The organism is Paenibacillus sp. FSL H7-0737 (assembly GCF_000758545.1).
In the GTDB taxonomy this organism is placed as follows: domain Bacteria; phylum Bacillota; class Bacilli; order Paenibacillales; family Paenibacillaceae; genus Paenibacillus_AQ.
Genome location: NZ_CP009279.1, coordinates 6,647,085 through 6,671,536, shown reverse-complemented (window position 1 = coordinate 6,671,536; position 24,452 = coordinate 6,647,085). Strand labels below are relative to the sequence as shown.

The window sequence follows — 24,452 nt, the reverse complement described above, 5'->3', positions numbered from 1 at the left end:
GTAGTAAGAAAAAAGACCGTCCTTAGGACGGTCTTTTTGTCTATTCTCTATATGTGCCCAAGCTTGGCATTCAAAAAAAAGAAGAACCAGCAGAGTCTGCTGGTTCTTCTTACTTATATAAATAATTTGCATGCAAAGAAAGATCGTGATATTATAAAATAATCACTGTTGATTTCACTAATTTACACATAAGTGTAACATCTTATCTACACTATTATAATACCATGTGGATTAACAGTTTGTCAAATTTTAATTTTTGCTTCTTTATAACAAGAATGAAAAGGAGCGTGTTCGTGAAGATGGTAAATGTAATGGATTGGCAGCAAGAACAAGATCGGCTTGATTTGGTTACGGAAAAGCTGCAATCAAGAATCGCAGAACTAGAGCCAGAAGTGACTGGGCTACGTGATCAAGTGGTGGACATTCGCAAGCGGTTTTGGGAAGAAGTCACGGTCAATACGAGCACAGACGAAGATTTCGAAGAGACCTTCTACAGTATAAAGCAGCAAGAAGCGTTGTTGTCGGAGCGGGAGCGCAGCCACCGGCAGCGGGTGCAGCGTTTTAAGAATATGAAACGGCTACTGCCATCTCCCTATTTTGGGCGAATGGATTTTCAAGAAGATGGTTTGGGCTTGAGTGAGAAAATTTATATCGGAGTGGCTTCTTTCGTTGATGCAGACGGTGTGGACTTTCTGGTGTATGACTGGCGAACGCCTATTGCAAGCATGTATTATGATCATTCCCCAGGGCCATCTACTTACGAAACGCCGGGAGGACAGATTACAGGTGAGATGATGCTGAAGCGGCAATATCAGATCCGTTACGGTCAGCTCCAGAACGTGTTCGATACGAGCTTAACGATCGGGGACGAATTGCTTCAGCAGGTGCTTGGCAAAGGCGCAGATTCACAAATGAAGAGCATTGTGGCGACCATCCAGAAGGAACAGAACGCCATCATCCGCAATGACAAAAGCCGTATGCTTATTGTGCAAGGAGCGGCTGGCAGCGGAAAAACGTCTGCAGCGCTGCAACGGGTAGCGTATTTATTATACAAACACCGCGATAGGCTCAAGGCAGATCAGATCGTTCTTTTTTCGCCAAATCCGATGTTTAACAGTTATGTATCGACGGTGCTCCCTGAGCTCGGCGAAGAGAATATGCAGCAAACGACCTTTCAGGAGTACCTTGCCTATTGGCTCGGATCCACGATGAATTTGGAGGACCCCTTCGAGCAGATTGAATATGTACTGACGTCACAATCCTCGCAGGGGTATGAAGCACGGTTAACGGGGATGCAATATAAGGCTTCTGAGGCTTTCCTGCATGCTCTTCAAAGCTACGCGTTATGGTTAGGCAAAGAAGGTATGCTGTTCCACAGTATCCGTTTCCGGGACCGCGAGTTGATTACTGCGGAGCAAATGAAGTCGCAATTTTACAGCTACGACAGCTCTATACGATTGGCTAATCGCGTTGCTTTACTACGTGAATGGCTGCTGCGTGAGCTGACTAAGCTAGAGCGTCAGGAAATGGAAGCGCCCTGGGTTCAAGATGAAGTCGATTACCTCGACAACGATCAATATGCCGAAGCTTACAGTGAGGTGCTTAAGAAGTACCGGCGAGAGGAAGCTGTCTTCGATTTTACAGAGCAGTATCTTGAAATCTATGGCGATTTTCGTACTCAGAAGGACGGGGAAGAGAATGTCTTTGACTTTAGCTCACAGGAAGATGAGTTACTGCGTCGTATGATCGTGAAGGAGCACTTCAAACCGCTAAGACGGGATGCCAAACGGTTGAAATTCATAGATACGATTGGATTATACGAGCAGTTATTTAGGGATGAAGCCACTTATCAGAAAATGACGGGTGAGACCGAAGTGCCTGACCAATGGTCAGAAATTTGTAAGCAGACGAAGGAAAAGTTGAGCCGTACCGAGCTGTTTTATGAGGATGAGACCCCATTCCTATATTTAAAAGAGCTTATCGAGGGTTCGCGTACGAATACAATGGTGCGGCATTTATTTATTGATGAAGGACAGGATTATTCGCCGTTCCAATTCGCGTTCCTCAAGCAATTGTTTCCCCGCGCCAGCATGACAGTTCTCGGCGATTTCAGTCAAGCGATTTTCCCGCAAGCGACGAATCTGCAAGAGGTGAATTCTCCTTTGATCCGGCTTTATGGTGAAGAGGAAACGAATCTATTTCGTTTAATCCGAAGCTATCGTTCGACTCGCGAGATTGTGGAGTTTACGAAGGCGCTGCTACCTAATGAAGAGATCGTGCCTTTTGATAGGGGCGGCAAGAAGCCGCACCTATTGAAGGCTAGCAATGAGGTGGAGCGGGCGGTACGGATAAAAGAGGAGCTTGCGGCGCTTATGGCCGAAGGTCTCGACTCCATCGCCGTTATTACTAAGACTGCTGCGGAAAGCCGCGAAGCCTATGAAGCACTGCTTGCTCAGGGTGGGGAGAATCTGCGGCTTATTACGAAGGAGACACTCACCTTTGAGAAGGGAACGCTAATTATTCCTGCGTATCTTGCTAAGGGCGTAGAGTTCGACGCCGTGCTAATCTACGATGCTTCTACACAGACTTATCATCGGGAGAGCGAACGTAAACTCTTTTATACAGCTTGTACGCGCGCGATGCATCGGCTTCTGCTATACACGACAGGCGATTGGTCGGGCTTTATTCAAGCCTTGGATACCTCTTTGTATGAGGAAGTGTAATTAGACATATCAAAATCAACCTCTTCAAGAAATTCGATAACTTCCCCATTGGGGCTGTGAACGATCGCGTTCTTGATCAGAAGAGGCGGTTCACCAAGAGAAAGCGAATCTGGTTCTATAAAAGCCTTTGCTCCATGAGCAAGGGCTTTTTGGTACATTTCATCTACATTATCCACATAGAAGGCGAAATGTAAGAGTGCTCCGTGAGCTATATCCTCTTCAGACAAGGCTTTTTTGCCTTGGGCTGCAATGACTGCATCCTTATCAAAAATCTCTATGCAAGTTCTTTGATCAGGTGAAATAAGCATTGAAGCTTCTTTGATTTGAAAGGAGGGCAGACTCCAATGATGACCTAACTTAAATCCTAAGGCGTCAATGTAAAATGAAATTGTTGCTTTATAATCTTTGGCTTGAATCGCTATATGTGCAAGACCTTTTACGCTCATTATTAATCACTCCTATATCTAATGTACTATTTATTATAGTTGGATTAAAATAGGAGATACATATATAAGATAAGTGTTTTATCCTGACATGGTTATTGAATATAAGGTATTTTAGTTGAATGGGTTTATTTATTAAAAAGAGCTAGGAGGCGCTTGATATGGAACATCTTATGGATGATATTGATAAAAAGATTATGCAATTATTGCAGTACAATGCTCGAATGCCCATTTCACAAATCAGCAAAGAGGTTTCGATGTCACAACCATCCGTTAAAGAAAGAATCATTAAGTTGGAGGAAAGGAACATCATATCGGGGTATCATACAGCTTTTAATTTGCGGGATCTGAACCGGGGTACGACTACTTTTATTCTAATCAAAACAGAACATTGCCAAGAGCTCATCGATTTTTGCAACGATGCTATGGAAGTTACCGATTTGTTCCGCATTAGTGGAGAATATAATTATCTCATTAAGGTACAGACCTCAACGATTGAGGCGCTTGCTGAATTTCAAGATCATCTTATAAAGTTCGGACCTTCCAAATCGCATATCAGCTTGAAAAATATTTTGGAGAACAGAGTGCTACTCTAAAGCGAAGTTTCCAAATACAAGATATAGTAACCGCTTTCTTTTCATTGTAAAATGGGTCAAAATAGCATTCGTATTGATACGTATATAAGGGAGCATGCGCATGGAGAGGAAACTGTCTAGTAAAAAGTATATTCCATTCACATACAAGATGATGATTCCGTATCTCATTCTTGTATTGCTGACAGATGTGCTGGTTGGCTATATAGCCTATACAATGCTCGTAGAGTCCAGGACTGAAATGGCCGAAACGAATGTCCGGACTGCATTAAAGCAGACGAGGAACAACATCGAATACCAGACAGATGAAATCAAACGAATGACCAACTCGCTGTTTCTAAATACGAATTTTCAGAATGCCCTTCAGTTCAGGGGAGATCCTTTGGAAAATATGCTCAAAATGAGAGATGATATCGTTCCTTATATGAAGGCCCCTCTGCAACTGTATGGGAACAAGCTGAGACTTGCGCTTTTTACGGTCAATGAGACGATGCTTGAAATTACTGGTGATGATATGTCGACACCTATCGGTCGAAGTGATTATTATGTTCTTTCTGATCAGGTGATCGAGAATACGGAGTGGTTTAAGTCGATTGTTGCGAATAATCAAGATAGTTTGTGGCTTCAAGCGGATACCGACCGTGAGCTAGGTAATATTTCATATTTTCGCAAGCTTGTTTCTTCCAAGGCAGCACCTGCGATTATCGGATATATTCGCGTTACGGCGAGGATTGATGAGCTATTTGGTAATTTTGATACTTTTCCGATTGAACAGGGGATTGAACTTCGTCTGTTGGATAGGGCTACAGGAATGACTTTGTATGAACAAGGTGTTGCTGCTGAAGATACGAAACAAGATGCTTATTTAATTATTAGTGAAGATATTCCGGTATCAAGCTATGTCATTGAGGCGCGCGTACCTCACTCTTATTTGAACAAAGATGCTAGTAGAATGCGGAAGGTGATTAGTACCGTTTGTTCCATCAGTTTTTTGGTGATGGCTATTATCGGTTTTCTAGTTGCACGTATATCTGGCAAGAAGATCAAGCGGATTGTGTATTTGGTTCGATCTTTTCAGGAGGGTAATTTTTATAAAAGAATCGGATTTCCAGGGAACGATGAATTTGTCTATATCGCTAATAGCTTCAATCAAATGGCGACCAGCATTCAGGAACTCATCCGGAACGTCTATGTGCAGGGCATTCAGAAAAAGCAAGCGGAGCTGGATGTGCTTCAAGCCCAGATCAGTCCGCATTTCTTGTACAATACGCTGTCGACCATCGGCAGTTTGGCCAATTTGGGGGAAGTGGAGAAGGTTACGCAGATGGTACAAGGTCTCTCCAAATTTTATCGACTCACATTAAACGATGGGCATGTATATATCTCCCTTGAAAATGAGCTGGAGCAGGTGAGGATGTATCTGGAAATTCAGAGAGTGAAGTATGCGGACGCCTTTGAGGTTTATTATGATGTCGATCCGGAAATTTTACAGGTGCCTATTATTAAGCTGATTTTACAACCGTTTGTGGAGAATATATTCAAGCACGCCTGGTTTGGGGAGACCATTGCGATTCGTATTACTGGAAAGCGGCTGGGTGACCGCATCGAACTCAAGGTCATTGACAACGGGATCGGCATGCGGCCGGAGACACTTCAAAACATGCGATCAAGCGCATATCAACCAGGCAGCTACGGTCTGAGAAACGTGGAAGAACGAATTAAACTGCGATACGGGAGCGATTTCGGCATTCAAATCGGTAGCTATTTTGGAGCGGGAACGACAGTTCAAATTATTTTACCGGTGGAAAATGCAGAGATCAGGGAAGTGATGGGGGAGTGAGGAGTATGGCGATGGAAATCAATGTTCTGCTGGTGGATGATGAAGTAATCGATTTGGAATGGCTTAGACGGCGTGTAGCCGGCAGTGATCATTTGCCTTTGCATAGCGTGAGAACGGCAACAAGCGGGTTTGCCGCTCTGAAAATGATGGAGCAGCACCCTGTAGATATCATTCTCTCTGATATCGGTATGCCGATTATGTCAGGCGTGGAATTTGCACGGAAAGCGAAGGAGATTAACCCAGATGTCCATATTCTATTTATTAGCGGACATCAGGATTTCAATTATGCCAAGGAAGCGATTCAATTGAACGCATACAGTTATTTGCTTAAGCCTGTGGATGATGACGAGCTGAACGAGACGCTGACCGAACTCTGCACAAAGATTGAGAAAGAGAGGACGCAGCGTACTTCCTTGTCGGAAACGCTGACGCTTGTTAATCAGGAGCTACTGCTGCGTTGGTTTAACGAGGCTGCACCGGGACAGGTTGAAACGCACATTCACAACGTTCTCACGCCATACTTACAAGGTGCATCAGCGGTTGCCATCATTGAGATCGACGACATGGCGCGAAAAATCCAAACCTGGACGGAAGAAGAGCGGAGTTTGTGGAGCAGCACTGCCAATCAGTTTATCCGAAAGTTTGCTCAGGATCAAAATTTGGGCATGGTGATTACGACTTATGACTATCACTTTGTGATCCTTGCTGCGGTTCAGGAACAATATTTTACAGCTTTGCTGGAAGAGTTGATTCGAGCGTTCTATCAGGAGTTCTCCTGTTCGATTACGATCGGAAGAGGAATGTACACAACCGACCCGGTCAAGCTACATGATTCCTATCGGCAGGCGCAGGCCGCTCTAAGCATTAAATGGATCGTAGGGAAGAATAGGTTGATCCAAGATGCCTCGGAATGGTCTCCAAAGGAAAAGATGGCTTCGGACTTAGAGGTTATTGTGGATCGTATGCTTAAAGCTATGCTCGACTACGACCTTACCACTATTGATGATTGCTTGCTTCAGCTATTTGCCGGAGACAGCCCGATCTCCCAGAAAAACGACATCTACGATATCATTATCCGGATTACCTCTAAGCTTCATGCTGATCTGCAGCAAATGAATGAGCATTTGTACGAGATTTTGAATTGGGATTCTCATCATCCTTTTGTGCTGTTTCAGTTCGAAACGGTGCATGATATCCTTTCGTGGCTGAGAAGAAGATTCTTTGAACTGTCGGAGCTGCTTTATTTGAAACGCCAAAGGCAAAAGCGCAAGTTAATTGATGAAATCACGGAGTATGTGAAAGAAAGATTAGATCAAAAAATAACGCTAAACGAGGTCGCCGCACATTTCGACTTTACCCCTAACTATCTAGGGCATCTGTTCAAGGTCGAAACCAATAGTCTCTTCAGCGATTTTCTAAGTGAATTGCGTATGAAGCGGGTATGCGAGCTGCTCGAGGATCCAACGAAAAAAGTATATGAGATTGCGGAACAAGCCGGATATAAAAATATTATTTATTTCAATAGGCAGTTCAAGCAATATATGGGCATGTCGCCCGGCGAGTACCGGAAGAAAAATAAAATCTGAATCGATTACTTATTGGGGAGGCTCATGTTCTATATGGAACAGGGGCTTCTTTTTTATCGAAATTGTTTATGAATCGTTGAATTAGTATTATGTTTAGTTGTTTCGCTGAATTATCTCACCGCTGCCTTCCTTTTATAATGAGAGATATAGAGAAGAAAGGGGTGCAAAGATGAAAGGGCATACATTTTGGAGCGATTTAAAAAACTATAGGGTTCTGTTGCTGATGCTGGCTCCGGCGGTTGCTTTTTTTCTTTTGTTTGCCTATGTCCCAATGGCGGGCATTATTATTGCCTTCAAGCATTATGATTACGCGGGCGGTATTTTTGGAAGTGCCTGGAACGGGCTTGATAACTTCCGCTTTTTCTTTGAATCAGGAGATGCCTGGCGGGTAACACGGAATACAGCATTGTACAATATTGCATTCATCGTTGTAAATAACTCTTTGCAAATTTTTGCAGCCATTATGTTGTTTGAGGTCGGTGGCAAATGGTTCCGCAAAATTACGCAATCGGCGTTGTTTCTTCCCTACTTTATTTCATGGGTAGTTGTCGGCGCGATTGCCTATAACCTGCTCAATTATGATATTGGTACTGTGAACGCACTCCTTAGAGGACTCGGGCTAGAACCTATTGATATTTACAATACGCCTGCCTACTGGCCGTATATCCTAGTTCTCGTTTCCGCCTGGAAAGGCCTTGGATACGGAACAGTAATGTACTTGGCCGCGATTACGGGCATAGATACTGAACAGTATGAGGCAGCTGAAATCGATGGCGCGAATATTTTTCAGCGGATCCGGAAAGTGACGATTCCAAATCTTTACCCGACGATTATTATTTTGGTGCTGCTGGCGGTCGGGAATATTTTCCGCGGTGATTTCGGGATGTTTTATAACATGATCGGCAATAACGGTTTGTTGTTCTCTTCGACGGACGTTATCGATACTTTCGTGTTCAGATCGCTGATTACTTCGAATGATATCGGCATGTCGGCTGCGGCTGGCGTTTTCCAGTCCGTTCTTGGCTTCGCAACGATCATGACTGTGAACTATGCTGTTCGTAAATACGATAAAGACCGCGCCTTATTCTAACCGCATCAGAGGTACAGTTTTCATAATGGAGGTAACGATATGAAGCAGCTCGATCGTAAAATATTCTCGGGTATTGGGTATGTATCCCTAATCTGTCTCGCAATTTTATGTATATTCCCGTTTATACTTGTCGTATCTTCATCGCTGACGGAAGAGTCAAAAATATTAACAGATGGCTATCAATTTATACCTACGGCCTTCTCAACAGAAGCCTACAGCATTTTGTTTAAGTATCCCGACCAGATGATTCAAGCCTATATGGTGACCATAGGCGTTACTATAATAGGCACACTGTTTGGTTTGTTTCTGACTTCAATGACGGCTTATGCGCTTTCCAGAAAAGATTTTAAATGGCGTAATAAATTTTCATTCTTCTTTTTCTTTACAACTTTATTTAACGGCGGTCTGGTTCCTTGGTATCTGCTTATGGTCAATTACCTCCATATCAAAGATACATTGCTGGCTTTAGTGATTCCGATGATGCTCAACGTCTTCTACATCATTGTTATGAAGTCGTTTATGGGCAGCATTCCGGAAGCAATCGTAGAATCGGCTAAAATTGACGGTGCAGGCGATTTTAAGATCTACGCTCGTCTAATCTTGCCTCTCTCCAAGCCGGCGCTAGCGACTATTGGTTTGTTTCTGGCTCTTGCCTATTGGAACGACTGGTACAATGCCCTTCTATTTATTTCCGATGAGAAGCTGATGCCGCTTCAATATTATTTGTACAAAATGCTTGGCAATATGGATGGCATGCGAAAAGCCATGATGGGTGCAGGAGCAGTCGTAACCACATCGATCCCAAGCGAGAGCTTGAAGATGGCAATGACGGTTGTAGCTACAGGTCCGATTCTGCTCGCTTATCCATTCGTTCAGAGATATTTCGTTCAAGGCTTGACGATTGGCGCTGTGAAAGGATGAACCCGGGGAAATCCGGTTTATCAATATAATTAATACAAGGGGGAAGGCTTGAAATGCTGAGAAAAAATAGATTCATTATGCTCGCACTCGTTTTAACCTTCGTAATGATTTTGAGCGCATGTGGTGGTGGCAACAACAACGCCAATACACCCGCTAAGGCTACCAATAATGCCGCTGAGGTAACAAGTGAGCCTACAGAAACAGCGAGTGCAACGAATGCAGCCGAAACTTCAGATACCATAGACACCTCTAAAGAAGTAAAGTTGAAAATGATCTTCGTTGGGCCTAAACCGATAGACTATGATAGTGTTTTTGCTGAAATTAATAAGAAACTGAAAGAAAAAATTAATGCGACCCTTGAGGGCGAGTTCTTGGACTGGTCTGACTGGGCTCAAAAATATCCACTGAAGCTGGCAGCTAATGAAGATTTTGACCTCATCTATTCGGCAAACTGGGCCGGTTATAATGACCAGGCACTGAAAGGCGGATTTCTAGAATTAACCGATGAGCTAATTACCAAATATATGCCAAAAACTAAGGAAGCTATGTCAGATGTGAGCTGGGATCAGGCAAAAGTAAACGGCAAACTGTACATGGTTCCACAAAACAGAGGGGAATCTGTTGAAAAGCTGATTCTCTATCGTGAAGATTTGCGTAAGAAATACAATCTTCCCGAAATCAACAGCCCGGAAGCATATGCTACTTATTTGAAGACGATAGCAGAAAAGGAAAAAGGAATTACACCGTTCACTCCGGAAACGGGAGACTGGAAGTATCATAACTTGGACCGTGTATTATTGAAGCAGCAAAACGAATGGAATATGTTTGATCTAGATCTTCCATTTGCCTTCAAATTGACCGATGAAACAGGTAAAGTCTTTAACGTCTATGAAACGCAAGAGTTCAAAGATCTACTCGTGTATTACAAAGATCTCGCTGATAACAATGCTTGGTCGAAAAACGTTCTGAACAGTAAAAATGATCATCAGGCGGATTTTAAAGCAGGTAAAACCGCCTCGATTACGCATAATAACGGAACACTTGGAGCACTCATGGCTTTAATGCGCCAAGAAAATTCTCCTTATGAAGTAGCGTTGGCTGATATTAACCAAGGGAAGAAAAAATCAGTGGCGATTTCTACACAAAACGGTACGTCGATTCATGCGACTTCCAAAAATGTAGAACGTTCCTTGATGCTGATCGATCTGATGCAAAACGATAAAGAACTGCACGACCTGATGATGTACGGAATTAGTGGCGTGCACTATGAACCGGTTGGCGACACCAAATATAAAGCACTCGACAAAAATCCGAACTTTACCGGCTTCTCTAATTGGAACTTCAACTCGCCACTTAACCTTGACAATGAAGCATTCCCTCAAGAAGCTAACGATCTGGCTAAGGGCTGGGAAGCTAACGTCTACCACTATGCCCTTGAAACCTTTGTATTCGATAATAGCAAAGTGAAGACGGAAATTGCCAATGTGGGCAATGTAATGCTCCGCTATGCCATTCCGCTTGAGTACGGCGTAATTAAAGATATTGACAAAGGCCTTGCAGATTTGAACAAACAGCTGAAATCAGCTGGCATTGATAAAATCCAAGCTGAGCTGCAAGCGCAAATCGATGCTTTCTTAGCGAACAAGTAAGATACAGGATAAGGGAGGCCCAACAGTCATGAAATGGCTGTTGGGCCTCCCTGTTTTTTGAGATCGATTGTATATGAAGGCGCTATCGGACGCAGCCGAGCGGCGTATGAAGAGTTTTGAGGTTGCATTTGTTTTAGTATGAGCTAGTATAATAAGGCAAGAAGCTCCCTCTCGGGAGCCTAAATAGCTTCAAGGGCATCATAAGTGGGTCATTAACTTCGGAAGATTGGAGAGAGAGATGAAAAATATATTGTATAAGTATATGAGTAAATTTACATCTCTTAACGAAGAGGATCAGCAGGATATTGTTGAGGGTATCCTTATAGAGGAATTTAAAAAGGGGACAGTGCTCCTTAGACAAGGAGATGTTCCCACAAAATGTTTTTTCGTGCTAAAAGGTTGTGTTAGGCAGTACTCGATAGATGAATCGGGAAAAGAAGTCACATCTAATTTCTACACAGAAGAGCAAGCGGCTTCGATTTTTAATCGGCATCAAGAAAGTAAGCCCTCTGCGTACACCTTAACCTGTCTAGAAGATAGCACATTGGTGGTTGGTGAACTTAATGCGGAACAAGACATGCTTCACAAACACTCGCAATTGGAAACGATGATCCGCAAAATGGTAGAGGAAAACTTAGGTGAGGTACAGGACGAATTAACTTCATTTATCGCTTCCAATCCTGAAGAACGTTACAAAGCTTTGTTGCGAAAAAGACCTCACTTACTCACTCGCGTACCTCAGCATCAATTGGCCAGCTATCTGGGGATGACACCAGAGTCATTAAGTAGAATCAAGAAGCGGGTTCATTCCAGTGATAACTAAAAAGAAAGTCATACAGTTTTGTGGAGTTTTCCTCCTCTAAGCAGCAGCCATATCCCAAAGCCTAGTTCTCCTACAATCATAGGAATAGTAAAAATATAATTTAATATTGTAATGACCCCTTCGTATTGTTGGAGAAATATTTTGCTTAGATGAATGATCATATAACCTATTGAAGCAAGCAGCAATAAGATGCCGATTACTTTAGGGATGATGCCAGATTTTAAAGCCACATATCCCACAATTAACAGATGCCCGCCAAAAACGACCAATCCCATAGACCAAATCCATTGAAATGCATCCAGAAATAACATTATAAATGCTTGAGTCTGTTCGATTTTTAATGAGGAAAAGTCGATTGTATTTCCCGTGAGCAGCAGCACAACTATCAAGTTAAGTATAGAGACTCCCAATATAGCGGAATAGGTTAGACGAAGCCAGGCGCCGAGTAATGATAGCTTTTGGTTAATCGGTTCTAGAAACACATAAAACGCCCAGGCGACCAGGATGTCAGTAATCATAATGATGATCCAACCCAAAATTTCACCTTTGAAAAGGTTAGTGGATGACACAAGGTTATTGAATGTGACGCTGGCATCGCCTTGGATAACAAGATTCTCATGGACAAAGCCATACGAAAAAAATGAGGCAAGGGTCATGATGATAAGAGAGATTCCAGCAGTTAGAGCGGATTTTCGCTGATTCGATAGGTCTTTTTCTGAGATAGCCATAGATAGCCTCCTAAGGGACTTTTTATTTTCATTGTAATTAGGAGTAGTATGGCGGGCATTGACTTAAATCAAGAGTGCATCATCAGACAGAAAAAAATGCTTATTATCACAATAACGGAAGTTCATCCAGCCGTTCGTAAATCAACAATCCTTTCTCTTGCGCAACCTGTATCATTTCATCGGCACCCTGAGATGATCCTCCAACTCGAAGCACGGCATCACAGTAATTAAGCAGGCGAATGGAAGAAGGATGGAAAATCCGGTTGAAAACATCGTCTCCTAGATTAGTGGAACCGGCTGTAGCAATAAGAGGCAAAGCATACCACTCCCCCAGCACTGGCATATGCCCAGCCTCGTAAACTTGAAGAGCAATTTTATTCATGTATTTGACATTTTCCTCTATTAATACTGGATCATCATTGGTTCCAGAACGATAAGGGCCAGCGATAAGGATATGCAGCGGTTTCGATTTTACCTTCAAGAGACCTTGGATCTGAGCGTATTGGAGCAGCATTACCGTCTTAGCATCACGAATCTCGCCGCTTTGGACCATGTCAAGCGCTTGAGCAAACGGAAGTTCCACTACTTCAATATTTTCCTGTTCCTCCTCAAGTCCCCCGCCCGGACCTTTTGTCATGACATCACTATACTCAGCTACAAAGAAGTGAAGGGTTTCGGTAACGGATCCTGGTGACATATAGACCTCGCCAACTTTCTGCACTCGGTCGATATGGTATCCCGTCTCTTCCTCCGTTTCCCTCAGAATACTTTCTTCTGGTGTTTCTTTATCGAGTAGCCCCGCGCAGGTTTCGATAAGCATTCCAGTCACATTGCCGTTTAGATAAGTAGGCATTCGGAATTGTCTCGTAAGTACGATGGTTTGTTTGTGTCGATTATAGAGTAGAATGGTCGCTCCGTTGCCTCGGTCATACACTTCACGGGATTGTGTCTCCCATTGTCCATTTTCTTTTTCATACTTGAATGTGATCTTCTTTAAGGTGTACCAGTTATCCGATAGAAGTTCCTCTTTTACGATCCGTACTCTTGGGTTGTAATGCTGTGCCTTCATCTCATTTCCTCCCTAGGAAAATCCCATTTTCTTTAGTCATTTCGAGGGCTCCATTCTCCTGTAGAAGCCGATTGACGTGTTTTCGAAATTCGTCTATAGCCGCACCGACAAGTCGCTCTTTTGCGTTCATCGGGGTCGATATCATATATTCAATCAGGGGTTCAGCTTCGTCGACTAACAGACGGTCGTTGTAACGTAGTAACCGAAGATCGGAGAAGCAAGAAGACAGCAGGTCTCCTCCTTTACCCAGATTAAATCGTTTAATAGCTTGATCCAATACATGAAGGTCGGGGTCGAACGAGACCGCCAATTGTTCAATCTCTTGTAGGTGTTGAGTGCTCATTGTAGAGGTGCATATTATACCCCCTCGCTTTAGTACGCGGTGTATCTCGTGGATCGCTTTAGGGATGTCCGGCACGTGATACAGCATGTTGTTAGCGATAACCACATCGAAATGCTCATCGTGGAAGGGGATTTGTTGCGCGTCAACAGATAAGAGCTTAAACTGTGAACTTTTACTTCCTAAGCGGCAACGTGCTTCTTCTACCATCCCGCTCGAAATATCAGTAAGTGTGATGCGCCAGCTACTTGGAATTCGTTCGGCGTTTCTTATCCAAAAGGTCCCATCGCCGCCGCCTAACTCTAGAATGTGGGCTCCAGGGTGCACCTCCAATTGTTCAAAGACCCAATTATGCCAGCCTTGTGGATTTGTACTGAACTTGTCATAAAGATGTATCCGCGATTGCAAGCGGCTCGCCGTCCGATACTGTTCCCCCCAATCTTGCTTACTCTGCAAGGTTTGAATAAAATTTGCTAAGTGGTTCCAATCAGACCGATTGACCGACATTTGCATAGCATCTCGTATTGCATGAACTACATGCTCCGTATGAGTGATTTTTCTCTGTAGAACATCGAGCTGTGCTTGTAACGAATGTCTGATCTCCCCTATGGATAGCGACTCTGCATCTAAGATGTCTTTTATTTCTTGAAGTGATAGCCCTAAGTATTTCAACGTTTGAATTTGCTGCAATTTTTCTAGGTCTTTCATGTTATAAGATCTTATCGATCCCGCGTGATGATTTTCTGGAATTAGAAGCCCAATCTGATCGTAATATCGCAATGTCCTGACCGTTATTCCTGTACGCTTTGCAAGCTGCCCTGTCGTTAAATAGTTCTCTTTGTACATCCTTTCCTCACATCCAATCGATTGCTCCAGCGTGTTGTTCTCAGTTAGTATAGCAGGTGACGTAACGTCACCTTCAAGCAAAATTTATGTATAAGAAACAGAGGGCAAGCACCCTGACAGCAGATGGCCTTTCAGAGCCCTCTTGGAAATAATCGGAGCAAATCAACAAGGGTGGAGATTTCGTTTTCCGGGCATGTTACTTAAAACATGTTAGGAGGGGATAAGGGATGTCCAAAAGAAACAGGAAATATGTAGTGCCGGGAGTCAATCGCGGGATGCAAACGTTTAAGGCCGAGGTGATGCGTCGCGAGGGTTATGATGTAGATCCGGAGCGGCCTGATGATGTGAAATATGAAGTCGCAAAAGAACTTGGTATCCCATTGGAACACGGTGAGAATGGACATTTGAGCACAGAATCAGTGGGTCAGATTGGTGGAAAAATTGGTGGATCGATGGTCCGCGAGATGGTTCGTCTCGCACAGCAGCAATTGGTGGATCAGGAAAGGGAGTAGCATTTTTTCTAAATCATAAAGTTGCAGAAAATATAGGAGGCGGCTTTAGTCCTGAATTGCCTGGGACTGAGACCGTTTTCTTTGTGTTTCACAAAACAACCTAATTAATGGTAGAATTTTACCGATGTTCCACGGTATAGTGAAGAAGGCTATAACACCATTCAATTCTGTATTGGGAGAGGAATCGTCTGATGAATCAGAGGTATCGTAAACGCAACACAGCTGCTTTCACAGGGGTATCGTATTTTGCATTGGCTGCAGGTCTTTTTCTATTCTGTTTGGGGGTGTACAACGACGATTGGGAATTGAACGTGAAAGGGTATTATTTGCTTTGCATGGTGTTAATTACGATTAGCTGTATCGTTGTGCAAAAGGTCGTTAGAGACAATTCAGAGGATAAAGAAATTAAGCTAGAAAATCCGAAACACAGGATGAGAAATACAGGGGCTTTCACAAGTATGGCTTTTGCAGGCTTGGTTATTGGGTATGTAATGTTCTTTATTGGTCTGTACAATGCTCCATTTCAATTGAATGTAAAGGGGTATTATATAGCTGTTATTCTGTTGATTTCATATAGCGCCGTTGGCGTTCAGAAAGTGACAAGAGATAACGCGGAGGACAAAGAGATTCTCGCCGAGCAAGATGCCAGAAGGGACATTCAAGGGTAAAGAGGGACCTAGATAAGGAGTAGTGAGATGAACTTTTTAAAAGAAAATCTTTTTTGGCAGTATCCAGTAAACACTTTTTCTATTACAGATGAGAAGATTGAAATTATAACTGAGCCTAATACGGATTTTTGGCAACGCACCTATTATGGGTTCAGGAACGATAATGCACCTGCGCTGCTAATGAAGACGGATGAGAAATACTTTTCTTTTATAGTGAAAACTGATTTTGACAGCGCTCATAGATTTGACCAGTGTGGAGTAATTGTCTATCAGGACAGTGACAATTGGTTCAAGGCATCGATTGAATATGAGAATGAAGAATATCAAAGATTGGGTAGTGTGGTTACGAATCATGGATATTCAGACTGGGCAACCACAGATCTCGACGCAACAATAAAAACAATGTATTACAGATTAAGTCGACGTGGGAGTGACTTCTGCGTTGAAAACTCTTTAGATGGGATTACCTTTAAGCAGATGCGTATTTTTCATTTGTTTGAAGGGAGTGAGCATATCAACTTTGGTTTATATGCTTGTAGCCCAGAGGATTCGTCATTTAAAGCAACATTTACAGAAATAGAAATCACAGAATGTCAGTGGTTGGAACATAAATAAAGTTAAGGAACTAAGATTAAGCTAAAGGAGCCTCGTGAGTAGTGACGAAGCTCCTTTTTATTTTAAAATCTTTGTATGTTAAAAAAGTTTTGAATGAACTAACTAGGTTCGCGTAGACACTCTTTTTTTAAATAAGCAGCAAAGCTCTTGATATTCATCCGTATATGCCGATTATTGCCCTCGAGCTTACTCATCATGATGCCGCCTTCCATGATGGAAAGGGAGAAGGTAGCTAGTGCCTCAATGTCGAGATCTGCTTTGAATTCACCACTTTGTACACCTTCAGAAATGATTTTCTTTTTGGATTCCAGTGTGCCTATTAGGGCCTGCTGGGCTTTTTCACGTAAGCCTGGATGACTGTCGTCGCTTTCAATAGCCGTGTTGAGGAGCGGGCACCCCCCAATAAAGGGTGGCGCTTCAACTACTTTCTCGTACACATGTAAATAAGCTAATAGCTTGCCAGAGGCCGTTTCTTGCTGACTAATGGCATGAGCTAGTTGGGCCCCCACAATACTACCCGCATAGCTAAAGGCTTCATATGCAATCTCATTCTTACTGGAAAAATGACGATAAATGCCACCTTTCTTAATGCCTGTCAATTCTGTTATATCAGATAAGGATGAGCCCGAATATCCTTTCTGGTTAAACAGTTCAGCGGCTTTAGCTATGATGTAATTGCGAGTCTTCTCACCCTTTTCCATTGTCATCCTCCGCCCTTAATTGTATATGTACACGTAGTATATCAAATGAAATTATTCTGTTGCAAAGAAAAGCATCTATGCTATTATAAAAGATACCAATCGGTATCTTTTATAATAGACAGGGGTGGAAACCATAATGGAAACGACATGGTTTAAGGAATCCAGGTATGCATGGATTGGATTAGGATCTCTCTGGGTTATTGGATTTATTGGTGCATTGACTCGCTTCAGCTTGTCTTTTTTTCAGGTGCAAATATCGACGGATTTACAGATTAGCAGGGGATTCATCTCAATGGCATGGTCCACCAATTTATTCATCGTAGCCGTATGCGCGCCTTTGGGGGGCTGGCTCGTGGATCGTTATGGCACAAAGAAGATTCTAATGTTAAGTGCAATCATGAGTACTTTGGGTACTGGTATTGTCGTGTTAGGCCACCATCCTATTGTCTTTTTTATTGGATACGGTGTTATCTCTGGTTTGGCAGGTATTGGGGCGACGACGAATTATATATTGATGTTTGAATGGTTTCGGCATCATCGGGCTAAAGCAATGGCCTTGCTGGCGAGTGCCTCTTCTGTAGGATTAGCGATTATTACACCCATTTTCGTATCCATGGACTGGCTGACTTGGAAAAACGCCTTTATGGCTTCTTTTATCCTAGGTGTTTGTGTAACACTTCCCGTAATTTGGTTAGGAATTAAGAGTTCACAACAGAAAAATACGGAGAGAGCTCCTTCGGATCGTTCAATAGAAGTCGAAGGTCAAGATACATCACCTAGAGTAACTCCACCGTCCAAAAAATTTTTTTCTCTTCCTATCTTTGTCGTAGTCGCGATTGCGCTGTTCACCTGCGGTATCAATATGGGATCCGTCGAGATGAATTTGGTAGCCATACATCAGTTGGCAGATGTATCACCAAGCATGATCGCCTTATCTATGAGCATCCTTGGTATTATGGAAATCACGGGGGCACTCATTTGCGGCTATTTTCTGGACCGATACAATAAATTAATGATGATGTCTCTATTGTATGGCATACGTATTATAGGTTTTGCTTTCCTCTTTATGCACTTGGGAAGTTCACCTATTCTTTTTGCTATAGCGTTCGGAATTACCTACTTAAGTGCATTACCAGGTGGAATGCTTGTCATTAATGAGTTTGCAAAGGGTAAAGGAAAACATACCGGTGTTCTACTTCTCATGCACCAGGGCGGCGGTATAGTAGGTGTATTAATCGGAGGCCTATCCTTCGATTATTTTGGGAATTATCAGAACTTAATTGTAGTTGATGTTATAATCTGTATCCTCGTAACGCTAGGGTACTTCGGATTATTCACGACACATAGAAGGAATCTTCGGATTCAAAATAAGAAGGTTGCAGTAAGTGAGGCACTTTGACTTAGATATGGAGGGATGTAAATATAACTGCGTGCATAATTGGCTATCTTGTCCTTCATATTATAGAGGGTACTCATCTAAGAACAAAGGAGAATATAATTTGCAGCAGCAACCACAGTTAGGAAGTATAACGATGGGCGGACAGCAGCTAGGTCATGGCGCTCACGAAATGTTCGATGTGCACGAGGTATTGTCCTGCCAGATCAATTTACTGGACCAGTTCATGATGTTCAGAACCTTTGTACAGGATCAAGAGCTATTGTCTATCTTGGATCGGCAGTACAATTTCATGCTGGATCAGTACAACTTGACCTGCCAATGCTTTAAGACAGGGCAAAAGCCAAGCCAGGAAACGGCTACCTATCTTATCCCGAATATGACACAGCCGGTTTACGGCCTCCAACCGGCCCCGCCCAAGAAGCCTAACTCGTCACTGGCGGATGTGAAAGATGCGGGCGTCAGCGGGTATATGCTGGGTCTAATCAAATCCCATGCCTCACTGCTGGCCATGTCTTCACCGGAAGTGACGAACCCAGCGTTGCGTCGGGTGCTGGCTTCACAGGTGCAGCATTTTATTGAAATGGGATATGAGTTGTTCCTATATCAGAACAAACATGCCTATTATCAGGTTCCGCAGCTTCAGGTTTCAGTAATACAGCAGATGCTGGATGCCTATGTTCCCGCTGCCGGATCTCCTCAGATGCCCGTAAATAACTAGGGCGCTGACTATTCTAACTGTAGAAGACCCGACTCGCTTGTTGTTGAACAGGAAGTCGGGTCTTCTTTTGCCTGCCTAAGCCTATATCAGAATAAAATAACACCCGATAACGCATAGTAACACCAGACGGAGGGATATACATATGGGTACTCCAACTGGCAAGCTACCTTGGTGGCAGCTTACTTTATTTGGTGTAGGCTGCACGATTGGCACGGGATTCTTTCTTGGTTCCAGCATCGCTATCCGTAAGAGCGGATTATTGGTGTTGGTTATTTTTGTGTTGGCGGCTGTGGCAACTCTGTTCGTCTATGAGGCGCTGGCCCAAATGACTATACAAAATCCTCAAAAGGGCTCTTTTCGTAGTTATGCCAAAGAGGCTTTTGGCCGCTGGGCCGGGTTTGGCATGGGCTGGATCTATTGGTGCTCAGAAATTCTAATACTCGGCAGTACCTTGACTGCTTTGGGCCTGTTTTCGCGGGTCTGGTTTCCGAGTTGGCCGCTTTGGGTTTTTACCGCAATTTATGCTGTACTGGGTCTGCTGGTCATTATTCTAGGTAGCCAGGGGATTAACAAAGCGGAAAATCTATTCGCCATGATCAAAATCGCCGCGGTACTGATGTTCATCGTGGTCGCCGTGGTTGCCCTTTTGAGGGGAAGGGGGAATTGGGATACGGTTCACAGTTCGGCAGCATGGTTGAATAAAGGATGGATGGGTGCTTGGAAAGGGTTACTTTATGCGTTCTATGCTTTTGGGGGTATTGAGGTAATGGGCTTTATGGCGATGGACCTACGCGACTCAAAAGAAGCTCCGAAAGCAGGCAGGTTTATGCTGCTGGGCGTGACCCTGCTCTATGTACTGTCGATAGGACTTGCATTATTATTCGTGAGCCCTGAGAAAGTGAGACCTGATCAAAGCTCAATTATTGCTGCACTTGAAGCGATGGGACTACCTATTCTTGTATATGTACTGAACGGGGTAATGATCGTGGCCGGGTTCTCTATTTTAGTGGCTTCATTGTATGCGGTCTCGACTATGCTGGTAACCTTGGCCGAGGATAAAGATGCTCCTTCTTGGCTGGCGGTGACCAAAGGAAAAAGAAAGATGCCGCTCTACGCGCTTGGTATCAATATGCTGGGCCTGTGCGTGACAATTGTACTGAGCTTGTTTCTGCCAAAGCAAATTTTTGAGCATATCACCACGGCGGCCGGTCTAGTTATTTTGTACACATGGCTATTTATCCTTGCCTCTTTCCTTAAGTTATTGAGACCAAAGATGGGCGGTTGGATTAGATCCATGGTCGCTATGGCGCTGATCATTACTGCCGTGGCAGGTACACTTTTTGAAAAAGGGGGCCGTCCCGGCTTCTGGTCCAGCCTTCTGATCATCTGTGTCATTGCGTTGATTACCTGGTTTAGGGAGCACCTCTTGAAAAAACGCGGACAAACCTCATAAGCGCTTAAGAGTGAAATTTAATTCCTATTGCTTTGAACTTGTTCTTCATATAAGTATATGGACATTTAGACGGCGCACTTTCGTCATCTCGCAGAAAATATTGCTTCCATTCCAGACTATCCTCCTGCCCATACCATTGAAGGGAAGGATGTGCGGGAACACTATCGTAGTCAGCAAGCTTCTTACGGATCTGCTTCTTCATATTGCGGCCAAATGCGGTAGAATCGTTGATATTCTCAAATACCCAACGCGGCTGAAAGGCAATGACAAAATAAGGGGTATGGCGGCTTCTCCGCAGCTCATGTGCCGGGGTTGCGCAGAACGCGAAATACGGGTGCCCATCAAAGCAGAACTCCCACGAAGGATGGGAGGGATCTGTAGAAATTTCATCCGGCCAGGGCACCGTGTCCACCGCACTGACGCGGCCCAGAATGGACCAGAACAAATTCTCATATTCCTCAATGGAGAAACCTTCCGCCAAATCTTCCGGAGTTTCAAAAAATAGAACAAGGGAAGCATATTTTCCGGTATCCCGCGAGCATTCCCCATATTGACGAAGTAATTGAGCGACCTCTATTGCAGACTCTTCACTTCGTGGATCAGCTACGAAGCCAAAACGCAAATGATTGGACAGAAACCCCTGACGTCCCGGAATACAGGGATATTTGCCTTCGGGATCTGCAATCATAGATGTAAATTGACGAAAAGCATCCTGCTGCCAGTACGTCAGCTCAGCTAGATGCTCATCGAGCCAGACCTTTGTGTTCAAATGGGCCATCCAAAAACACCCTCCTCGTTAGGTTCAAAACATCCTATGCGAAGGGAGGGAGATGGGTGAAGGCCTAGAAAAGCTCTTGCTTGTTAAACATATTAGCCAAACAACTGTATAAATGCCTGAGAACCGAAGTAGATGCCAAAACCAAGAAGGCAAATCCCCGCGGCAAGGGAAATGAACCGGAGCATAGAAGGGCCGGTGAACCGATGAAAGAAGCTAGACAGCATCGCCATCACCACATCCCAGAGTAGGATGCCGACAAAAATACCCATGCTGTTCCACAGCACCTGATCGAAATGTTGATTTTCTATGCTTTTGGCCAGAATGGAGCCGTAGATACCTAACCAGAACAGAATGCTGAGTGGGTTCATTAGTGCCATCAAAAAGCCTGAACGGAAGGCGCTAGTGCCGGTCTGTGCACCTCGTGAGGCGGATCCAGGCACGGCATTGATATTTTTTAAGGTGTCAATTCCGGTATAAAGGAGAACGAAGCTGCCGAATGTCCACAGGAAGGTTTTCATAAACGGGGTATTCAGAAAGTGGGCTAGTCCAAAGTAAATGAGTAGCATATACACTAAATCCGCACACATGGCTCCCAGTCCAATCATCCAGGATTGGAAAAATCCCATCCGTGCTCCCCGGTCGAGCTGGGCTGCATTGATGGGACCAATAGGTGCAGATAATGAAATGCCGAGTACTATATAGGTGAAAAAGCTATTCATGGTCATCGCTCCTTGAATGAGATGTTAACTTGTACAAGTCATTCTATTCAAGAAGTTGGTAAGTTAGAAGACGAGCCTTTTGGCACGAACCTCTTTGCGACATACCCTAAAGGATCTCCACGGCAATCGGTGTACATTTATACCCGTTGCAGACACTTTCGGAGCAGGGACAAGCCGATATGGCAATGATCAGATCCATCTCAGCCCGCAACTCAATATAATCCCCGGCTTTAGAAAGCGGTCGCTCCACGCTGACTTTTCCAGAAGGATCAATGACAGTATTCATAAAAAGATTAAACGGATAATGCTGATCGGGAGCGGGCAGGCCAAACTCCTCCAGCGCCTCATTCAGGTTATTGTAGCAGCTGTCGTGATTCTTTTTGTTATACAGCACCTCATACATCTCGGGACGGCAGGCAGAGTTAATGAAATCATGGCGGCCCACAGTATCCTTAATAATCGTAAGCAGTGGTCTGTATTGGTTGGAATAGAGGATGTCCCCCGGAAGCACATTCATCTTGCCTAGAGCATCTATCGTCACACCAGGGTCAATCCGTTCATTAGGGCGAACGGCGTTATAAGCAGCGAAGTCTGCTACCTGCTCTCCTTCTACATCGGTTACCCGGACGATCTGCCCTTTGTCCAACTTGAAGCCCAATCCCTTAGTTGCTGGAATCAGCCATTGTTGTTCGCTCATCAGTACTCTCCTTCGGGATAGTCATAGTCTGTGAGGGTTAGTATGGCTCTTCGCCAAAAAAGTCATACAAAGTATAGAGCTGTCTGGCGGCATCATAGAAAGAGTTCGTGTTCGATTCGATGACAGTCTTTGAGGATCAGAATGACATTTATTTTGAAGGAAAACTCATTCGAAAGATAGCTCCACCCTGCTCTCCGTTATGAGCGGATATAGTACCGTCGCACCGTTCAACAATTGCACGTGAAATGGCGAGTCCAAGTCCCGTTTCTCCATTCTTACCTTTAATAAAACGCTGAAATAGCTGAGGCAGTAATTGATCAGGAATACCTTGACCATCATCAATGACATCGATCTGCACTTGTCCATCCTGCTCCGAAATTTCTATATCCACGGCTTGTGATGCATGTCTGATCGCATTGCTCATAATATTTAGTACCGCTTGTAATAGTTTTTCCGAATCTCCATGAATATGAAGCTTTCTCGGGTTATCCACTTCGTACTTTACTTTGATGTCAACTCTCTCATTTATAGCTAATGGACGTATTCGATCGGCGGTTTTATCGATTAATTGTTCTACTGACACTTCTTCTTGATCAAAAATACCATCTTCACTTTCAAGCTTGGCTAACAAGATCATCTCTGTAACAATTCCCTTAAGTCGTTCACATTCACTTGAGATGACATCAAGACCATTGTCAGCACGATCCCCGGTGAAAATACCATCTCGTATTCCCTCTGCATAACCTTGAATCGTCATTAGTGGGGTCTTAAGTTCATGAGAAGCATTCTGGAAAAATTGTCTTTGAGCATGATGGTATTGTTTAAGTTCTCCTGCGAGATGATGGACACTTAGGGCTACCTCACCAATTTCCCCGCCAGTTTGAATGAGCTGCACCTCATCGAATTGGCGTTTTTCAACTTTTTTGAGCTCAAGCTTTAATTTCTCTAGAGGAGTAACGAGACGTTTGGTAATAAATAAACTTAGGCCAAAGGCAATAGTGCCCCCAATCACCATAATGAACATCATTCTTGTAAAAAGCTCTGATTGATATGATTTTACTTTGCTTAGCGGTGTAGACAAGACAAGGGTGGCTGCGGTTACAGCACTAGTTGGATCAAGATTCTGTGGATTAGAAGTTAAGGTCTCAACAATATATTTCTCCTGTCCATCTTCCCATAAGCCCTGTTGATTGTGACTTGAGTGCTGTTCAATGAGCGGTAGCCATGTCTGTGTCTGCGCTTCAGTCATTGTACTAAATAATATATTACGATTCGGCTCTATGAGTAACGCATCGACGGATCTATTAATTTCTTGTGCCGGCTGTACGATAGCTGCTGCTGATGATTGAGTAGGTGTTAGGTCTTGAACAGGTAGCGAATTGACCAACTCCATCATTGCACTGCCTTGTGATCTTAGCTCTTCTCTTTGATTATTGATTAGCGTGTCTAATAGAAAAGGATATACGAATGTAGCTGTAAGCACGAGTACACACACCAGTAATATTCCAAATGATAAATGAAGCTTATAGATTAGTTTCATG

At 43.6% G+C, this 24,452-nt stretch carries 23 protein-coding genes and 1 pseudogene; 15 read left to right on the top strand and 9 right to left on the bottom strand.

Translation table 11 applies throughout. The features are described from left to right. Positions 1-299 precede the first annotated feature (299 nt). Positions 300-2,723, top strand: coding sequence for an RNA polymerase recycling motor HelD (gene helD / locus H70737_RS29140; protein WP_042192992.1), 2,424 nt, complete (start codon positions 300-302; stop codon positions 2,721-2,723). On the opposite strand, the gene H70737_RS29135 is transcribed toward helD, so the two are convergent. After that, a complete protein-coding gene (locus H70737_RS29135) occupies positions 2,687-3,169 on the bottom strand; it encodes a VOC family protein (protein WP_042192990.1) in 483 nt (160 codons plus the stop codon). The two genes, helD and H70737_RS29135, sit on opposite strands and share 37 nt — an antisense overlap. A 158-nt stretch (positions 3,170-3,327) precedes the next feature. On the opposite strand from H70737_RS29135, the gene H70737_RS29130 reads away from it, so the two are divergent. From H70737_RS29130 to H70737_RS29100, 7 genes are all read left to right on the top strand, one after another. Next, a complete protein-coding gene (locus tag H70737_RS29130) occupies positions 3,328-3,762 on the top strand; it encodes an Lrp/AsnC family transcriptional regulator (protein ID WP_042192988.1) in 435 nt (144 codons plus the stop codon). A gap of 100 nt (positions 3,763-3,862) precedes the next feature. After that, the gene (locus H70737_RS29125; protein ID WP_042192986.1) at positions 3,863-5,599 is read left to right on the top strand and encodes a sensor histidine kinase; all 1,737 of its coding nucleotides are present in this window, start codon (positions 3,863-3,865) and stop codon (positions 5,597-5,599) included. A 5-nt stretch (positions 5,600-5,604) separates the two neighbouring features. After that, the gene (locus H70737_RS29120; protein ID WP_331281407.1) at positions 5,605-7,185 is read left to right on the top strand and encodes a response regulator; all 1,581 of its coding nucleotides are present in this window, start codon (positions 5,605-5,607) and stop codon (positions 7,183-7,185) included. 169 nt (positions 7,186-7,354) lie between these two features. Next, positions 7,355-8,275: an ABC transporter permease gene (locus H70737_RS29115; protein ID WP_042192982.1), complete on the top strand. Its 921-nt coding sequence runs from the start codon at positions 7,355-7,357 to the stop codon at positions 8,273-8,275. A gap of 39 nt (positions 8,276-8,314) precedes the next feature. After that, positions 8,315-9,196 (top strand): carbohydrate ABC transporter permease, encoded by an 882-nt coding sequence (locus H70737_RS29110; protein WP_042192980.1) that lies wholly within the window; start codon positions 8,315-8,317, stop codon positions 9,194-9,196. A gap of 53 nt (positions 9,197-9,249) precedes the next feature. After that, positions 9,250-10,845: an ABC transporter substrate-binding protein gene (locus H70737_RS29105; RefSeq protein WP_042192978.1), complete on the top strand. Its 1,596-nt coding sequence runs from the start codon at positions 9,250-9,252 to the stop codon at positions 10,843-10,845. Between the two features lie 238 nt (positions 10,846-11,083). Next, entirely contained in the window at positions 11,084-11,668 is a 585-nt protein-coding gene (locus H70737_RS29100; protein ID WP_042192976.1) for a Crp/Fnr family transcriptional regulator, read from the top strand. 8 nt (positions 11,669-11,676) lie between these two features. On the opposite strand, the gene H70737_RS29095 is transcribed toward H70737_RS29100, so the two are convergent. The 3 genes from H70737_RS29095 to H70737_RS29085 form a co-directional block, all read right to left on the bottom strand. After that, positions 11,677-12,396, bottom strand: a complete 720-nt coding sequence (locus H70737_RS29095) for a DUF4386 domain-containing protein (protein ID WP_042192974.1) — start codon at positions 12,394-12,396, stop codon at positions 11,677-11,679. A 106-nt stretch (positions 12,397-12,502) separates the two neighbouring features. After that, on the bottom strand, positions 12,503-13,465 hold the full coding sequence (nudK, locus tag H70737_RS29090; RefSeq protein WP_042192972.1) for a GDP-mannose pyrophosphatase NudK: 963 nt from the start codon (positions 13,463-13,465) through the stop codon (positions 12,503-12,505). A 1-nt stretch (position 13,466) separates the two neighbouring features. Beyond that, positions 13,467-14,732, bottom strand: a complete 1,266-nt coding sequence (locus tag H70737_RS29085; RefSeq protein WP_231573367.1) for a MerR family transcriptional regulator — start codon at positions 14,730-14,732, stop codon at positions 13,467-13,469. 146 nt (positions 14,733-14,878) lie between these two features. Here H70737_RS29085 and H70737_RS29080 point away from each other — a divergent pair, with 146 nt between their 5' ends. From H70737_RS29080 to H70737_RS29070, 4 genes and pseudogenes are all read left to right on the top strand, one after another. After that, positions 14,879-15,163 carry an alpha/beta-type small acid-soluble spore protein gene (locus H70737_RS29080; RefSeq protein WP_042192969.1) on the top strand — a complete coding sequence of 95 codons (285 nt, stop codon included), beginning with the start codon at positions 14,879-14,881 and terminating at the stop codon, positions 15,161-15,163. Between the two features lie 191 nt (positions 15,164-15,354). After that, positions 15,355-15,537, top strand: a pseudogene (locus tag H70737_RS31620) (YiaA/YiaB family inner membrane protein); the annotation flags it as partial. A gap of 57 nt (positions 15,538-15,594) precedes the next feature. Further along, on the top strand, positions 15,595-15,831 hold the full coding sequence (locus H70737_RS31615; RefSeq protein ID WP_331281447.1) for a YiaA/YiaB family inner membrane protein: 237 nt from the start codon (positions 15,595-15,597) through the stop codon (positions 15,829-15,831). Positions 15,832-15,858: 27 nt separating this feature from the next. Further along, positions 15,859-16,446 carry a DUF1349 domain-containing protein gene (locus tag H70737_RS29070; RefSeq protein ID WP_042192966.1) on the top strand — a complete coding sequence of 196 codons (588 nt, stop codon included), beginning with the start codon at positions 15,859-15,861 and terminating at the stop codon, positions 16,444-16,446. Between the two features lie 98 nt (positions 16,447-16,544). Here the strand turns inward: H70737_RS29070 and H70737_RS29065 are convergent, their stop codons facing one another. Beyond that, positions 16,545-17,147, bottom strand: a complete 603-nt coding sequence (locus H70737_RS29065) for a TetR/AcrR family transcriptional regulator (RefSeq protein ID WP_042192964.1) — start codon at positions 17,145-17,147, stop codon at positions 16,545-16,547. Between the two features lie 136 nt (positions 17,148-17,283). On the opposite strand from H70737_RS29065, the gene H70737_RS29060 reads away from it, so the two are divergent. The 3 genes from H70737_RS29060 (at position 17,284) to H70737_RS29050 (ending at position 20,717) form a co-directional block, all read left to right on the top strand. Further along, positions 17,284-18,546, top strand: a complete 1,263-nt coding sequence (locus tag H70737_RS29060) for an MFS transporter (RefSeq protein WP_042192961.1) — start codon at positions 17,284-17,286, stop codon at positions 18,544-18,546. A 133-nt stretch (positions 18,547-18,679) separates the two neighbouring features. Next, the gene (locus H70737_RS29055; RefSeq protein WP_042194715.1) at positions 18,680-19,264 is read left to right on the top strand and encodes a spore coat protein; all 585 of its coding nucleotides are present in this window, start codon (positions 18,680-18,682) and stop codon (positions 19,262-19,264) included. Between the two features lie 142 nt (positions 19,265-19,406). Further along, complete coding sequence (locus H70737_RS29050; RefSeq protein ID WP_042192958.1) at positions 19,407-20,717, top strand: amino acid permease; 1,311 nt, start codon at positions 19,407-19,409, stop codon at positions 20,715-20,717. A gap of 4 nt (positions 20,718-20,721) precedes the next feature. Here H70737_RS29050 and H70737_RS29045 read toward each other — a convergent pair whose 3' ends face one another. The 4 genes from H70737_RS29045 to H70737_RS29030 all read right to left on the bottom strand — a co-directional run bounded on the left by H70737_RS29045 (position 20,722) and on the right by H70737_RS29030 (position 24,451). Beyond that, positions 20,722-21,495: a YqcI/YcgG family protein gene (locus H70737_RS29045; RefSeq protein WP_042192956.1), complete on the bottom strand. Its 774-nt coding sequence runs from the start codon at positions 21,493-21,495 to the stop codon at positions 20,722-20,724. Between the two features lie 92 nt (positions 21,496-21,587). Then, positions 21,588-22,214, bottom strand: a complete 627-nt coding sequence (locus H70737_RS29040; protein WP_042192954.1) for a LysE family transporter — start codon at positions 22,212-22,214, stop codon at positions 21,588-21,590. Positions 22,215-22,320: 106 nt separating this feature from the next. Further along, a complete protein-coding gene (locus tag H70737_RS29035; protein ID WP_042192952.1) occupies positions 22,321-22,911 on the bottom strand; it encodes a DUF1989 domain-containing protein in 591 nt (196 codons plus the stop codon). Between the two features lie 148 nt (positions 22,912-23,059). Further along, positions 23,060-24,451, bottom strand: a complete 1,392-nt coding sequence (locus H70737_RS29030; RefSeq protein ID WP_042192949.1) for a sensor histidine kinase — start codon at positions 24,449-24,451, stop codon at positions 23,060-23,062. Between the last annotated feature and the right edge of the window lies 1 nt (position 24,452).